The sequence below is a fragment of the Actinoplanes sp. NPDC026670 genome, from assembly GCF_040638175.1.
GTDB lineage: Bacteria > Actinomycetota > Actinomycetes > Mycobacteriales > Micromonosporaceae > Actinoplanes.
Map to the genome: position 1 here is coordinate 20,123 of NZ_JBEZXU010000063.1, position 15,164 is coordinate 35,286.

Genomic DNA, 15,164 nt, shown 5'->3' on the forward strand with positions numbered 1-15,164 from the left:
TCAGGCCACCAAGCGGGACCTGCAGTCTGCGAGCCGGCCGCTCCCGGGTCGTGGCTGAGTTCGCGCCGGGCCGGGGCGTCGAAGCAGATGCCGATTCGGGTGAATCCCGGAGGGGGCGAAGGGGAAGGGGCGGCGTGGGCGGAGGGAGAGGGGCGAAGGTCTAGGGCTGGATCCAGTCGAAGGTGCGTTCTACGGCTCGGCGCCAGTTGGTGTACTCCACGTTGCGGACGCCCGGGTCCATGGCCGGCATCCACTGGCCGGCGATGTGCCAGTTGCGGCGCAGGCCGTCCAGGTCGGGCCAGTAACCGACGGCCAGGCCGGCCGCGTATGCCGCGCCCAGCGACACCGTTTCCACGGCGAGCGGGCGGACCAGGGGCACGTCCAGCACGTCGGCGATCATCTGCATCAGGAGGTTGTCGGCGGTCATCCCGCCGTCCACCTTGAGGGTGGTCAGGGTGAGACCTGAGTTGGCGTTCATCGCGTCGACCACCTCCCGGGTCTGCCAGGCGGTCGCCTCCAGCACCGCACGGGCCAGATGACCTTTGGTGATGTACGAGGTCAGGCCCACGATCACCCCACGCGCCTCGCTGCGCCAGTAGGGCGCGTAGAGACCGGAGAACGCCGGCACGATGTAGCAGCCGCCGTTGTCGGCGACGGTCCGGGCCAGGGTCTCGATCTCGGGCGCGCTGGAGATGAGCTCCAACTGGTCGCGGAACCACTGGACCAGCGAGCCGGTGATCGCGATCGAACCCTCCAGCGCGTAGACGGCCGGGCCGCCGGCGATCTGGTAGGCGACCGTGCTGAGCAGCCCGTTGTCCGAGCGGACCAGGTCGGTGCCGGTGTTCAGGAGCAGGAAACTGCCGGTGCCGTACGTGCACTTGGCCTCGCCCGGGGTGAAGCACGTCTGCCCGAACAGGGCCGCCTGCTGGTCGCCGAGCGCGGCGCCGATCCGTACCCCGGGGAATCCCTCCGACGCGGTGCCGAAGCCGCCGATCGACGGCCGCACCGCCGGAAGCATCGCGCGGGGGATGCCGAAGAAGTCGAGCGCACGCGGGGACCAGTCCAGGGACCGCACGTCGAGGAGCATGGTGCGGCTGGCGTTCGTCACGTCGGTGACGTGCTGCGCGCGGCCGGTCAGGTTCCAGATCAGCCAGGTCTCCATCGTGCCGCAGAGGACCTCGCCGCGTTCGGCGCGTTCCCGCAGGCCGGGCGTGTGATCGAGCATCCACCGCAGCCGGGGGCCGGAGAAGTAGGTCGCCAACGGCAAACCCGAAATTTCGGAAATGTCCGAAGCTAGCGGCGATGAGGCGAGCGTGTGGACGAGTGGGGAGGTCCGGGTGTCCTGCCAGATGATGGCCCGCCCGACCGGGGCGCCGGTCAGCCGGTCCCAGATGACTGTCGTCTCCCGCTGATTGGCGATGCCCACCGCGGCCACCTGGTCGAGACGGATTCCCGCGCGGGAGAGGACCCGGGGCGCGAGGCGTTCCACATTGCGCCAGATCTCCATGGCGTCGTGCTCCACCCAGCCGGGCCGGGGGAAGTACTGCTTGTGCTCCTGCTGGGCGAGCGACACCAGCTGCCCGCGCCGGTCGAAGACGATGCACCGGGTCGAGGTGGTGCCCTGATCGATGGCGACCACATATCTGTCGGTCATGGCGCCACCCCCGGGCGAAGGAAGGACGAGCCGGAAAGGCGATAGGAGATCATCGGGTAGCCCCCAGATCTCGGGAGATGGCGCGGGCGGCGTCGCGGACGAAGCCGACCAGGTGGGCGCGTGGCCGGTAGCGGCTGTCACAGACCCGGTCGACCGGGCCGGAGATGCCGATCGCGCCGACCACCAGCCCGCCGTAGCCACGGATCGGCGCCGCCACGGCCGCCTGCCCGAGCAGGAACTCCTCGACTTCACTGGCCCAGCCGGCGTCGCGTACCGCCTCCAATGCGGTGGTGAGCGCACGCGGATCGGTGAGGGTGAGCCGGGTGAAGGTCTCGAGTTCGGGAACCGGGCCACCGGCCCGGTAGGCCAGCAGCACCTTGCCGAGGGCGGTGGCGTGCAGCGGCAGCAGCGTGCCCACGTCGAGGGTCTGGAACGTGTCGTCGGGCCGGAACACGTGATGGACGACGAGAGCCCGGCCTTCCAGGACGGTGCCGATCCGGACCGACTCGCCGCTGCGGGCGGCAAGCGGGTCGGCCCAGTTGATCGACCGGGACCGCAGCTCGTTGATGTCCAGATAGCTGGTGCCCAGGTGGAGCAGCGCCCCGCCGAGCTGGTACTGCCCGGAGACCCGGTCCTGTTCGACGAACCCGACCAGTTGCAGGGTGCGCAGGATGCCGTGGGTGGTGCCCTTGGCCAGGTCCAGGGTGCGGGCGATCTCGGTGAGCCCGAGGCGGCCCGGACCACCGGCGAGCGTCCGCAGAATCGCGGCCGCTCGTTCGATGGACTGCACCGTCCCGGGCATGTTTCGGACTCTATGCCACCGTGTGACGACTCGCAGTTATGGATGTTCGACAATGCCGACCGGCGTTCATTGCCCCCTTCCGGACCCCTTCATAACGTCCGAGGCATCTAGCAGGGGAGGGAGCATGGCTACACGATTCAAGACTCCAGGACTCGCCGGGGAGCTCGCGGCGGAGTTCGCCGGCACCATGATTCTCATTCTGTTCGGCGTGGGGGTGGTGGCGCAGGTCGCCGCGGCCGGCATCGGGGACCACGACAGCATCGCCTGGGCCTGGGGCCTGGGCGTCACTCTCGGCGTCTACGTCGCGGCCCGGGTCAGCGGCGCGCATCTCAACCCGGCGGTGACCATCGCGCTCGCCGTCTTCAAGGGCTTCTCCTGGCGGAAGGTGGCCCCCTATTCGCTGGCGCAGACTCTCGGGGCGTTCGTCGCGGCGCTCATCGTGCGCTGGAACTACACCGAGGTCCTGCACGCCGCCGACCCCGGCCTGACGATCAAGACGCAGGGCGTCTTCTCCACACTTCCCGGCAACGGGACGCTCCCGGTGAGCGAATGGGGCGCTTTCCGGGACCAGATCATCGGTACGGCCATCCTGCTCTTCGTCATCCTGGCGCTGACCGACATGGCCAACACCGCACCGGCGGCCAACCTGGGCCCGGTCGTGATCGGCCTGCTCGTGGTCGCGATCGGGATGGCCTGGGGCACCAACGCCGGCTACGCGATCAACCCGGCCCGTGACTTCGGCCCGCGACTCGCCAGTTTCCTGACCGGCTACGGGGGCGCGTTCCGCGACCAGACGGGGTATCTCTACTTCTGGATACCGATCGTCGGGCCGGTCATCGGTGGGATCGTGGGCGCCGGGCTGTACCAGACTCTGATCGGGCGTTTCCTGCCGTCGGCCGAGGAGCCGGAGGTGGGGCGCGTCCCGACCCCGAGAGACGAGGCAGAAGTGGAGGCGACCCGTGGCTGACTTCGTGGGCGCAGTGGACCAGGGCACCACCAGCACGCGGTTCATGATCTTCGACCATGGCGGCAACGAGGTGGCCCGGCACCAGCTGGAGCACGAGCAGATCCTGCCGCAGGCCGGCTGGGTCGAGCACAACCCGATCGAGATCTGGGACCGGACCGTCACCGTCGTGCGGACCGCCATGCAGAAGGCGAACCTGAGCGCGTCCGACCTGGCCGCGGTCGGGATCACCAACCAGCGCGAGACCACGGTGGTGTGGGACCGGCACACCGGGCGGCCGTACTACAACGCGATCGTGTGGCAGGACACCCGTACCGATCGCATCGCCTCTGCCCTTGATCGCGATGGTCGTGGCGATGTGATCCGGCGCAAGGCGGGGCTGCCGCCGGCCACCTACTTCTCCGGCGGCAAGATCCAGTGGATTCTGGAGAACGTCGACGGAGTGCGCGAGGCGGCCGAGCGCGGCGACGCGATCTTCGGCAACACCGACAGCTGGCTGTTGTGGAACATCACCGGCAACCACGTGACCGATGTGACCAATGCCAGCCGGACCATGCTGATGAACCTGGAGACCCTGGACTGGGACGACGAGCTGCTGTCGTTCTTCAATATCCCCCGGCAGATGCTCCCGGAGATCAGGCCGTCGTCCGACCCGACCGGGTTCGGCGTCGCGCGGGTCCCCGGCCCGCTCGGTGGCGAGGTGCCGATCACCGGTGACCTCGGCGACCAGCAGGCGGCCACCGTCGGGCAGGTCTGCTTCAGCCCGGGCGAGGCCAAGAACACCTACGGCACCGGCAACTTCATGCTGCTCAACACCGGCACCAACCTGGTCCGCTCGGAGAACGGGCTGCTCACCACGGTCTGCTACAAGTTCGGCGACGCCGCCCCGGTCTACGCCCTGGAGGGCTCGATCGCGGTCACCGGCTCGGCCGTCCAGTGGCTGCGCGACCAGCTGCACATCATCAAGTCGGCGGGCGACAGCGAAACGCTCGCGTCGCAGGTCCCGGACAGCGGCGGCGTCTACTTCGTCCCGGCGTTCTCCGGCCTGTTCGCGCCCTACTGGCGCTCCGACGCCCGCGGCGCGATCGTCGGGCTGTCCCGGTTCAACACCGACGCGCACATCGCCCGGGCCACCCTGGAGGCGATCTGCTACCAGACCCGGGACGTGGTCGACGCGATGGCCCAGGACTCCGGCGTCACCCTGGACGTGCTGAAGGTCGACGGCGGCATCACCGTCAACAACCTCTGCATGCAGATCCAGGCCGACGTGCTCGGCGTGCCGGTCAGCCGCCCGGTCGTCGCCGAGACCACCGCGCTGGGCGCCGCCTACGCGGCCGGGCTGGCGGTCGGTTTCTGGAAGAACACCGACGAGCTGCGGGAGAACTGGAACGAGTCGCAGCGCTGGCAGCCGGACTGGTCGGCGGAACAGCGTGACCAGGGCTTCGGCAGGTGGAAGAAGGCGGTGCAGCGAACCCTCGACTGGGTGGACGTGGACTGATCATGACTGCTCTCTCTCCTTCCAACCGGGACGCCGCCCTGGAGGCCCTGTCGGCGACCGAGGTCGACGTGCTGGTGATCGGCGGGGGAGTGGTGGGGGCGGGGTGCGCGCTCGACGCGGTCACACGGGGACTGACCGTGGGGCTCGTCGAGGCGCGCGACCTCGCCTCCGGCACGTCCAGCCGGTCCAGCAAACTCATCCACGGGGGTCTGCGCTACCTGGAGATGCTGGACTTCGGGCTGGTCCGCGAGGCGCTGCGGGAGCGAGGGCTGATCCTGCAACGCCTCGCGCCGCACCTGGCCCGGCCGGTCCGGTTCCTCTACCCGCTCAAGCACCGCGGCTGGGAGCGGGTCTACGCGGGCGCCGGAGTGACCCTCTACGACACGATGGCCCTGTCCGGGTCGCTTCCCCGCCACCGGCACCTGACCCGTCGCGGCGCCCTGCGCGCCTGCCCCGCGCTGCGCCGGGACTCGCTGGTCGGAGCGTTGCAGTACTACGACGCACAGGTGGACGACGCCCGGCACACCATGTTCCTGGCCAGGACCGCGGCCGCCCACGGGGCCCACGTCGCGACGCGGGCCGAGGTCGTCGGTTTCCTCCGGGAGGGCGAAAGAGTCACCGGGGTACGGGTACACGACCTCGAACACGACCGGACGTACGAGATCCGCGCCCACCAGGTGATCAACGCGACCGGGGTGTGGACCGACGACACCCAGTCCCTGGTCGGTGAGCGCGGCCAGTTCCACGTCCGGGCGTCGAAGGGCATCCACCTGGTGGTGCCCCGGGACCGCATCCACTCGTCGACCGGGTTGATCCTGCGGACCGCGAGCAGCGTGCTGTTCGTGATCCCGTGGGGGCGGCACTGGATCGTCGGCACCACCGACACCGACTGGTCCCTGGACAAGGCGCATCCGGCGGCCTCCGCGAAGGACATCGACTACCTGCTCACCGAGGTCAACAAGGTGCTGGCCCGGCCGTTGGAGCGGGCCGACGTGGAGGGCGTCTACGCGGGGCTGCGGCCGCTGCTGTCCGGCGAGTCCGAGTCGACGTCGCAGCTGTCCCGGGAGCATTCGGTGAGCAGCCCGGTCCCGGGGCTGGTGGTGGTGGCCGGCGGCAAGTACACCACGTACCGGGTGATGGCCAGGGATGCCGTCGACGCCTGCGTGCACAGCCTGGGCCGCAGTGTGCCGCGCTCGGTCACCGACCGGGTGCCGCTGCTCGGCGCGGACGGCTACCCGGCACTGTGGAACCGCCGGGGCCTGCTGGCCGCCGAGTCGGGCCTGCACGTGGCTCGGGTCGAGCACCTGCTCGGCCGGTACGGCTCACTCACCCACGAGCTGCTCGGCCTGATCCGCGACGACCCGGATCTGGGCCGGCCGATCGAGGGCGCCGACGACTACCTGCGGGCCGAGTTCGTCTACGCGGCCGCCGCCGAGGGCGCCCGTCACCTGGTGGACGTGCTGGCCCGGCGTACCCGGATCTCGATCGAGACCTTCGACCGGGGTGTGGTGGCGGCTCCGCACGCCGCCGAATTGATGGGCCGGGTTCTCGGCTGGAGCCCGTCCCAGCGCGAACGGGAGGTGGAGAACTACCGCCTGCGGGTGGAGGCGGAACGGGCCTCGCAGGAGCAGCAGGACGACGAGACCGCCGACGCCGCCCGGCTCGGGGCGCCGGACGTGGTGCCGGTCCGCGTCGTCTGACGTTTCGGGGTTGCCTCAACCGCGACCCCGGAGGGTCGATCACTGAGGGCGCAAGCGTGATCCCTACCACGGATGGGCCCGAGATGACGACTCAGTACGACCCCACCACGCCGTACCCGCAGCAGCCGATGGGTGCCTACCCGCCTCCGCCGCAGGGTGGTTACCCGTCGGTGCCGCAGTTCAAGGTGCCGGGTGTCGGGCCGGTCATCGCGTTCACCGCGATCTTCGGGGTCTTCGGCGCGATCTCGGCGGCCCGCCGCTCCAGCAAGGCCAAGAACGCCGGGTTCCCCACCAACAAGTACTGGGTGACGTTCGGCATCACGCTCGCGGTGGTGTGGGCGGTCGGCGGCATCATCGGGGCGATCAGCTCGATCGGCGCGGCGAAGTCCACCACCCCGGCGGTCACCAACGCGGTCGCCAGCGCGGCCCCGCCGGCGGCGGCGCCCGTGCAGTCGGCCGTGCCGGCCACCGAGGTGGTCGCCACCGAGGCCCCGGTCGAGCAGGTCGAGCTGGCCGACGACGCGTTCACCTCGGCCTGGCTCCAGGAGGAGGTCGTGGCGAACGGCGACTTCAAGACCCCGACCGGCGAGCCGGCCGAGGTCACCGGGGCCACCTGCTCGGCCGTCGACATCGACGAGATGGGCGTCGGCTCGTACCAGTGCGTCATCGACTTCACGTCGGGTCAGCGGCAGAGCCAGAACATCATCGTGGACGCCTCGGGCTCGTGGGTGACCAACGCCTGACCGGCGGTTTCAGGCCAGTAGCTGACGCACCGTGAGGCCACGCTCGCCGACCCAGTCGGCGAGCGTGCCGAGCGGTCCGGACAGGGCCTGGCCGGCGTGGTCGAGCGCGCCGGAGGCGGCCAGCACGAGCGCCAGGCGCTCCAGGGCGGCCCCGATCCGTCGCGGGTCCGGCTCGGGATAGAGCAGCAGGATCTCGGCCTCGCCCAGCTCGCTGTGCGCTGCCGCGACGGTCTTCTCGGGCAGCGGCAGGACGTCGAGGACCTGGCGGATCCGGTGCAGTTCGGCCACCAGCCAACCGGTGGCCCGGGTCTGCTGATTCGCGGCGTTGACCATGTTTCCCCTCATTTCGTCCATCCGGCCGATCCGTGCCGAGTCTATGGACAAAAAGGGCAAAAAAGCGGCCGTTCCCCGGGTTCCGGGGAACGGCCGCCGCCGTTCAGATCACTTCCAGGTGTCACTCACGGTGTACGCCGTGGCGGTGCCCGTCGTGTACGAGCGGTTGCTGCCCGACTCCCAGGTCACGTTCCCCGAGGCGTCCTTCTTGATGTACTTGTACTGGAACGTCGTGCCCTGCGGGACGACCACCGGCTTCGACCACGTCGGGTAGGCCGCCGACGAGAGCGGGATGGCGTTCGTGGTGTTCCAGGCGCCCAGCGCGTCGATCGAGCCGACCACGTAGACGTTGGTGCCGGTGGTGGTGGTCGCCGTCTCGTTGAAGGTGACCGTGGTGGCGCTGGCGTTCGCCACGTTCCAGCTGTTGGTGTAGGTGATCGCGGCGCTGCCGGTGCTGACCGCCCGGTTGGCGTTGCTCTCCCAGGTGACGTTTCCGGACGCGTCCTTCTTGATGTACTTGTACTCGAAACTCGAGTTGGACGGCACCGTGACCGCGGACGACCAGATCGGGTACCCGGCGGCCGACAGCTTGATCGCGTTCGCGGTGTTCCAGCTGCCCAGCGCCGCATTCGAGCCGACCACGTAGACGTCGGTGCCGGTCGAGGTCGTCGCGTAGACGTTGAAGGTCGCCTGGACCGTACCCACGCTGGTGGTGACGCTCGGTGAGGGGGTTGCGGAGCTGGACGTGCTCGCCGACGGTGAGGTGGTCGGCGACGAGGTGCTCGTTCCGGGCTTCGCGTTGACGTCGATCGCGACCGCGCTGTTGGCCGGGATGGTGACCGACGCGGTGCCGCCGGCGACGGTGATCGTGGTGCCGTTGCAGCCGGTGGAGCTGGCGCCGCCGGTGATCCGGTCACAGTAGGCGCCGTCGGCCAGGCCGGTGGTGTACGTGGCGGTCGACGCGCTGGACGAGTTGTTCAGGCCGAACCAGCCCAGCGAGCCGCGGCTGAAACCGATCACGTTTCCGCTGGTGGTGGTCCAGTTGGAGGCCGTGGTGACGGACTGGGTGGCGGTGCGCCAGCCGACCATGCCCTTGACCCCGGTGGACTGGGTGAGGCACTGCCACGCGCTGTTCGAGCAGTTGGTGTCGGTGACGAAACCGCTGGAGTCGGCGGGCGGCGACTGGCCGGTGCTCGACGTGGAGAAGGTGAAACCGTCGTAGACGAACGGCTGCCCGTACGGGTAGGCCAGCAGGAAGTAGTTCGCCAGGGTGTACTTGGTGCCGTCCTGGTAACGCAGCGTGGTGCCGTCGCGCTCCAGGTCGTGGTTGGTGACCATGGCCGCGGTCTGCGCGCTCGTCGCGTCCAGGCTCCACGACGGGATCGTCGACAGATTGCCCAGCGTCCCGTTGTTGAACTGGGTCTTCAGGCCCATCGCGTAGGAGAAGCCGAGCACGTCACCGTTGGAGGTGAACGCCGACGGCAGCAGCTCGCTGTTCGACGCCCCGGTGAAGATCTCCTGCGCGATGTACGGCTTCACCCCTTCGGCCGTGGTGTTGTTGAGCTTCGCGATGATCGCCGCGAAGTCGGCCTTGGCCACGTGCTTGGCCGCGTCCACCCGGAAGCCGTCGACACCCAGGCCGACCAGGTCGTTCAGGTAGGCGGCGATCTTCGTCTGGACGCCGCTGTCCTGCGTCTTCAGGTCGGACAGCGACAGCAGCATGCAGTTCTGGACCTCGGCGACGTTGTTCCAGTCGTCGATCACCGCGTCGTCGTCGGAGCAGTAGCCGTCGTTCGCGTGGTGGAAGTCGCTGTAGCTGTACGGCACGGCCGGGTAGGTGTAGCCGGACGGGCTGAACGTCGAGCCGCCGTACGTGGTGGTCAGTGAGTTGTTGGCGCCGGCCATGTGGTTGACCACGGCGTCCACGTACACCCGGACGCCGGCGTTGTGACAGGCCGTGACCATGCTGGAGAACTGGGCCCGGGTGCCGAACCGGCTGGTCAGGTTGTAGGAGACCGGCTGGTAGATCTCCCACCACGGGTGCACGCCGGAGTCGCTGGTGGCCAGGCTGACCGACTCGGCCGGCGGGGCGACCTGGACCGCGCCGTAGCCGGCCGGCCCGAGGTGGTTGGTGCAGGCCGCGGAGACCGAGTTCCAGTTCCACGACCACAGGTTCGCGGTGACGTCGCTGCTGTTCAGGCTGACGGCGGCCGAAGCGGTGCCGGCGACGGTCACGGCGGCGATGCCGGAGGCCAGGGCGGCAAGAGTGGTGACAGCTCCGACGAGGAGTCTGCGAGATCGCTGTCTCATGGGTGCCTTCTTCTGCGGGGGCGAGAGCGAAGGGGAACTTTGTTTGCAAGTTCTTGCAAGCAATTTCAGGAAGTTACCAAGCTGTGTCGAGTTGGTAAAGAGGTACACGCCTATGAAAAGAAGCCCCGGCGGAGACCGCCGGGGCTTCTGTGGACTGACTGTCAGAGTGAGGCAAGTCTCCTGTGGAACGTCCTGGTAGTGGTCCAGAGCTTGAAGACCAGCAGGGCCTCGAAGGCCAGCAGGAGCACACCGGACACGATGGTCACCACCACGATCTGGTTGATCAGCGGGCCGACGATGAAGACGAACATCATGAACTCGATGCCGCTGAACAGGTGTACGCGGATGCGCTGCCGTAGCAAGAAGTTGCGAACTTGCAGAAAGAGGCCGAACCGCTTGCGGAAGTCACCGTGCACGTCGACCCGGGCGGTCTCCTCGTCGCCCGGCTCCACCACCTCGTCGTCGGTCTCCTCGACGTAGTCGGTGGCGGCGATCCCGGTCGACTCCAGCAGCTTCTCCTTCATGCTCAGCTTGACCTTCTGCATCTGCAGCGCGTTCAGGTAGCGGAACATGTCCAGGAAGATCACCAGAGTGGCCAGCCACAGGTAGACCGTGTTGCCGGTCAGGTGCCACTGCCCGCCGAACAGGGCCAGCGAACACGTCACCACCCGCAGCCGGTCGAAGACGTAGTCCAGCCAGGTGCCGAAGATCGACCCGGTCCCGTTCAGCCGGGCGATCTTGCCGTCCATGCAGTCGAGCACGAAAGCCAGATGAAAGAGCAGAGCGCCGGCCAGCAACCAGGGGTACTCGCCCTGCCAGAAACAGGCCGCCGCACCCAGCCCCACGGCGAACGCCGACAGCGACAGGAAGTTCGGGGTCGCCCACTTCCACGGCGCCACCAGGCGAACCAGCGGGCCGGCCAGTGGATCGACAAGCCACACCGTCCACCAGGCGTCCCGGCGTTTATAGGTGCGCTCGCGGACTTCCGCGAGCGACGGGCGCTGCGCCATCGTTACAACTCCTCGAGGGGTGTACAGCGCGGGGCCGTGCAGGTGAATGAAACGTGCACATCAAGGGTCCCCGCCCTGACCGGCATTCAACTACGGAGCGTCAAGCGCCCGCCATCCCGCATCCCGGCCACTTTCCGGTCTCTTTCCGGCCTCGCTCAAGCGTCTCGCAGGCAGAAGGTCACCGCCGCGGTCGCGACGATCGCGGCCGCCCAGGCCGGTGCCGGCGGCAGCGCGACCGCCGGCAGCTGGGCGCGGATCAACGGCACGACGATCTGGTACGCCGTGAGCAGCACCGCCGTAGCGCCGACCGGATGCCGTACGACCGTGGCCACCCCCGCCGCCAGCAGCAGATCGAGCAGCAGGCCGCCCGTCGCGCCCGGCTCACCGGCGAGCAGCGCCGCCACCAGCACCGCCGGGCCGGCCGTCACCACCAGGGCCACCGGTTTCGCCACCGCCAGCAGCGGCCGCCGCGGCACCGCCAGCAGCGTGGCCCCGATCTGCCCCGGGTACTCGTGGCCGGCCGCCAGCACCCCCAGCACCAGCACGCCGACCCGGCAGTACTGCACCACCCCGCCGGGCGGGTCGGCCGGTCCCAGCAGCACGGTGACCGCCCAGGTCAGCGCCACGGTGAGCCGGATCGACGGCAGGGTGACCAGCTTGATCACCTCGGCCCCGGCCGCCGGGATCACGGGTCGCGCCGATCGAACAGCCACCCACCCAGGGTGAGCAGCGCGATCACCCAGGCGGTCATCACCACACCGGCGGTCGCCGGGGCGATCCGCACGTCACCGACCTGGTTCAGGAACATCTGCGGGCCGACGATGTCCGGCAGGTAGGCGGCCAGCGGCGTCACCTTCGTCAGCAGATAGGACACCGACACCACCGAGATGTTCACGATCAGCACGGTCAGCGTGACGATGCCGCTTTTGAAGATCAATGTCAGCGCGTACGCGAGAAGCCCCATCAGCACCCAGTAGAGGACCGCGGCGGCTGCCCGCCCCGGCGAGGGCGCCGGAACCAGGTCGCCGAGCACCATCCCGCTCAGCGCCAGTGTCGCCACCGCGGTGATCACGCCCTGCACCGCGACGATCAGGCTGAGCGCCACCGCCTTGGCGACGACGAGCCGCCCCCGGCGGGGCATCGCGGCGAGCGTGGCCTGAAGCTGCCGCGCCCCCGGTGAGTCCTCCCCGGTCGACGTGTGCTCGCTGCTGACCACCACCACCCCGAGGATCAGGGCCCCGAGCAGCCCGATCCCGAGCGGCTGGAACGCGGCGTCCGAAGCGTCCCGGATGAACCCCTCGGTGATCGCCTTCCGTGTCCCGCCGGCACTGAGGAACACCAGCGCGGGCGCCGCGACCAGCCCCAGCACCATCCCCACCCAGGCCGTCGGCAGGCTGAACAGCTTGAGCAACTCGGCCCGGACCAGCCCCATCCACATGTCCCTTTTGTTAGGTTCGGCGTTCACCAGGACGCTCCCTCGCCGGCGGTCCGGGCCAGGAACGCGTCCTCCAGCGTCGGGTGCTCGCCGACCACCTCGGCCAGCGTCCCGTTCGCCACCACCTCGCCGTGGTCGATGATCACCACGTCGTCGGCGGTCTCCGCCAGCTCACCCATCAGATGGCTGGACAGCAGCACGGTCCGCCCCTCGGCGGCGCTGTCCCGCAGGAACGCCCGCATCCACCGGATCCCCGCCGGGTCCAGCCCGTTGACCGGCTCGTCCAGGATCAGCACCGGCGGATCACCGAGCAGCGCGGCGGCCAGCCCCAGCCGGCGGCTCATCCCCAGCGAATACCGCCCGGCCCGCTTCCCGGCCTCCCCGGTCAGCCCGACGATCTCCAGAACCTCGTCCACCCGCTTCGCCGGCAGCCCGTTGCTCACCGCCATCCAGCGCAGATGCGCCCGCGCCGTCCGTGAACGGTGCGCCCCACTGCCGTCCAGCAGCGCCCCGGCCACGGTGAGCGGGCGAGCCAGCTCCACGTACCGCCGCCCGTCGATCAGGGCCCGCCCCGCCTGCGGCCGGTCCAGCCCGAGAAGCACCCGCAACGTGGACGTCTTGCCGGCCCCGTTGGGCCCGAGAAACCCGGTGACCCGCCCCGGCCGCGCCGTGAAACTGACCTCGTGCAGAACCCGGGAGCGGCCCCGGACCCGGCAAACACCCTCGACAGCAATCATGCCGCCAGTCAAACCGCGCCACTCGCCCTACACATCGGACCGTGCTCCGTACTTCCACCCGTCACCTACGACCCAGGTCCGACCCCACCCAGCCGGCCGACGTCCGGCTTGCGCCAGTGCCAGACCGCCGGCCGTCGCTGAGCGATGGAATCGCGCCTTCGAAACCGCGCTGACGTACGGCCGGGCCCGCCAGCCGTACCTCAGCGCGGGAATCGGGGCACCGAAAGGCGCCTGAGCGACGGCTCGCGGTCGGGGTCCGGGCTCAGCCGGCCCGTCGTGGGACGCCTCGGGCGGCTCTCACCGGGTCTACGACCGTGGTCTGAGAATTACAGTCGTAGTGGTGAGCGCGTTCGAGCGGCCGGCCTGGCGTAACCGTGCGGTTCCGGTCGTCCTGGTGGTCGCCGCTGTCCTGATCATGGCGATGTGCACGGTCGGGGCCGAGGGGCCGGCGGCCCGGGTGATCCCGGTGCTGATCTGTGGTGGGGCGGCGGCCGCGACGGCGTGGGCGGTTCGGCGGTGGCGGGCCGACCGGGCCGAGTACGAACGCCGCCTCACTGAGTGGGCGGCCACCGAAGCGGTTCTCGCGGAGCGCCTGCACCTTGCCCGTGACCTGCATGATCTGGTGTCGCACGGGCTCGGGCTGATCACGGTTCGGGTGGCGGCCACGCGCTATGAGCCGGAGCCGGCCCAGATGCGGGCGGCGCTCGACGACATCGAGGCGGCCAGCCGGGAGACGACCGCCGAACTGCGCCGGATGCTGACCGTTCTGCGTGATCCGGGCTCGCCCGGCCCGCGGGCGCCACTGGAGGGTCTCGAAGCGCTGCCGGAGATCGTCCGCGCCGCCCGGACCGCGGGGCTACGGGTCGAGTTGACCACCGGCGAACTGGGCGAGGTCTCGCCGGGTGTGCAGGTGGCGGTCTGCCGGACGGTCCGCGAAGGGCTCGCCAACACGGCCCGGCACGCGGGCCCTGCCGACGTCGCGGTGCGGGTGCGCCGGGACGGCCCGCACCTCGTGGTCAGTGTCTCCGACAGTGGCCCGGGCGTCGGCTGGCGGGCCACTCCGGGAGCGGGCCACGGCCTGGCCGGCCTCCGGGAGCGGGTCACCAGCCTGGCCGGCACGCTCACCACCGAACACGTCGACGGCGGCTTCCACCTGGTGGCCCGCATCCCCGACGAGCCCCCGCCATGACCGCCGAAGCCGGTGAGAGCCGACCGAGCGGGCACGAGTGGGCTGAGGCAGGGAAGGCGGGCGGGGTGGGGGAGAGCGGCAGCGGCGCAGCCGGGGGCGGGGTGATTGCGGGTGGGGGAGGTGTGGCCGTACCGCTGCGGGTTCTGCTTGTCGACGACCAGCCGCTGCTGCGGCGCAGTCTCGCGGTCGTAATCGGACATCAGCCTGATCTTGAAGTTGTCGGGCAGGCCGGGGACGGCGCTGAGGCGGTGTTGCGGGCGCGGGCCACCAGGCCGGATGTGGTGCTGATGGATGTTCGGATGCCCGGTCTGGACGGGCTGGAGGCGACCCGGCGGATCTGTGCCGATCCGGCGCTGGCCGGGACCCGGGTGCTGGTGCTGAGCATGTTCGAGCTCGACGAATATGTGTATGAAGCGCTACAAGCCGGGGCGTCCGGGTTTCTGCTGAAGGACGCGCAACCGGAGGACCTGGTCGACGCGGTTCGGCGGACGTGCCGTGGAGAGTCGCTGTTCGCGCCGTCGATCCTGACCCGGCTGGTCGCTCACTATGTGGCCGCGCCCCGGCCGGAACGTCCGGCCGGGGCGCTGCGACGGCTCACCCCGCGCGAGGTGGAGGTTCTCGCGCTGATCGGAAACGGTCTCGCTAATGACGAGATCGCTGCCGCCCTGGTCATCTCGGTGAAGACGGTGAAGACGCACATCACGCATCTGCTCGCGAAACTGCCGGCCCGCGATCGTGCGCAACTGGTGATCGCCGCCTTCAACGCCGGACTGGTCCGTCCTCGTTGAG

General features: G+C 69.8%; 14 protein-coding genes. 6 read left to right on the plus strand and 8 right to left on the minus strand.

Annotated features, from left to right (window positions below):
- Positions 1-160: 160 nt before the first annotated feature.
- Together glpK (AB0E94_RS40810) and AB0E94_RS40815 are read right to left on the minus strand one after the other, a co-directional pair.
- Positions 161-1,654 (minus strand): glycerol kinase GlpK, encoded by a 1,494-nt coding sequence (gene glpK, locus AB0E94_RS40810; protein WP_360337731.1) that lies wholly within the window; start codon positions 1,652-1,654, stop codon positions 161-163.
- A 49-nt stretch (positions 1,655-1,703) separates the two neighbouring features.
- Positions 1,704-2,456: an IclR family transcriptional regulator gene (locus tag AB0E94_RS40815; protein WP_360337734.1), complete on the minus strand. Its 753-nt coding sequence runs from the start codon at positions 2,454-2,456 to the stop codon at positions 1,704-1,706.
- A 124-nt stretch (positions 2,457-2,580) separates the two neighbouring features.
- Between AB0E94_RS40815 and AB0E94_RS40820 the strand changes: the two genes are divergently transcribed.
- The 4 genes from AB0E94_RS40820 (at position 2,581) to AB0E94_RS40835 (ending at position 7,361) form a co-directional block, all read left to right on the plus strand.
- Complete coding sequence (locus AB0E94_RS40820; RefSeq protein ID WP_360337737.1) at positions 2,581-3,423, plus strand: MIP family channel protein; 843 nt, start codon at positions 2,581-2,583, stop codon at positions 3,421-3,423.
- The gene (glpK, locus tag AB0E94_RS40825) at positions 3,416-4,918 is read left to right on the plus strand and encodes a glycerol kinase GlpK (protein ID WP_360337740.1); all 1,503 of its coding nucleotides are present in this window, start codon (positions 3,416-3,418) and stop codon (positions 4,916-4,918) included. Before AB0E94_RS40820 ends, glpK (AB0E94_RS40825) begins: the two co-directional genes overlap by 8 nt.
- A gap of 2 nt (positions 4,919-4,920) precedes the next feature.
- Complete coding sequence (locus AB0E94_RS40830; protein WP_360337743.1) at positions 4,921-6,618, plus strand: glycerol-3-phosphate dehydrogenase/oxidase; 1,698 nt, start codon at positions 4,921-4,923, stop codon at positions 6,616-6,618.
- 83 nt (positions 6,619-6,701) lie between these two features.
- Positions 6,702-7,361, plus strand: a complete 660-nt coding sequence (locus AB0E94_RS40835) for a hypothetical protein (RefSeq protein ID WP_360337746.1) — start codon at positions 6,702-6,704, stop codon at positions 7,359-7,361.
- 9 nt (positions 7,362-7,370) lie between these two features.
- Here the strand turns inward: AB0E94_RS40835 and AB0E94_RS40840 are convergent, their stop codons facing one another.
- The 6 genes from AB0E94_RS40840 to AB0E94_RS40865 form a co-directional block, all read right to left on the minus strand.
- Complete coding sequence (locus AB0E94_RS40840; RefSeq protein ID WP_360337749.1) at positions 7,371-7,694, minus strand: hypothetical protein; 324 nt, start codon at positions 7,692-7,694, stop codon at positions 7,371-7,373.
- 108 nt (positions 7,695-7,802) lie between these two features.
- Positions 7,803-10,004, minus strand: coding sequence for a carbohydrate-binding module family 20 domain-containing protein (locus AB0E94_RS40845; protein ID WP_360337752.1), 2,202 nt, complete (start codon positions 10,002-10,004; stop codon positions 7,803-7,805).
- A 161-nt stretch (positions 10,005-10,165) separates the two neighbouring features.
- Positions 10,166-11,014 carry a CDP-alcohol phosphatidyltransferase family protein gene (locus AB0E94_RS40850; protein WP_360337755.1) on the minus strand — a complete coding sequence of 283 codons (849 nt, stop codon included), beginning with the start codon at positions 11,012-11,014 and terminating at the stop codon, positions 10,166-10,168.
- A 155-nt stretch (positions 11,015-11,169) separates the two neighbouring features.
- Complete coding sequence (locus tag AB0E94_RS40855) at positions 11,170-11,727, minus strand: hypothetical protein (protein WP_360337758.1); 558 nt, start codon at positions 11,725-11,727, stop codon at positions 11,170-11,172.
- Complete coding sequence (locus AB0E94_RS40860) at positions 11,700-12,479, minus strand: hypothetical protein (RefSeq protein WP_360337761.1); 780 nt, start codon at positions 12,477-12,479, stop codon at positions 11,700-11,702. Before AB0E94_RS40860 ends, AB0E94_RS40855 begins: the two co-directional genes overlap by 28 nt.
- Positions 12,476-13,186 carry an ATP-binding cassette domain-containing protein gene (locus tag AB0E94_RS40865; RefSeq protein WP_360337764.1) on the minus strand — a complete coding sequence of 237 codons (711 nt, stop codon included), beginning with the start codon at positions 13,184-13,186 and terminating at the stop codon, positions 12,476-12,478. The genes AB0E94_RS40860 and AB0E94_RS40865 overlap by 4 nt, the downstream gene beginning before the upstream one ends.
- A gap of 340 nt (positions 13,187-13,526) precedes the next feature.
- On the opposite strand from AB0E94_RS40865, the gene AB0E94_RS40870 reads away from it, so the two are divergent.
- Together AB0E94_RS40870 and AB0E94_RS40875 are read left to right on the plus strand one after the other, a co-directional pair.
- Positions 13,527-14,375, plus strand: a complete 849-nt coding sequence (locus AB0E94_RS40870) for a histidine kinase (RefSeq protein WP_360337767.1) — start codon at positions 13,527-13,529, stop codon at positions 14,373-14,375.
- Between the two features lie 134 nt (positions 14,376-14,509).
- Entirely contained in the window at positions 14,510-15,163 is a 654-nt protein-coding gene (locus AB0E94_RS40875) for a response regulator transcription factor (RefSeq protein ID WP_360337853.1), read from the plus strand.
- The last annotated feature ends 1 nt before the right edge of the window (position 15,164 follow it).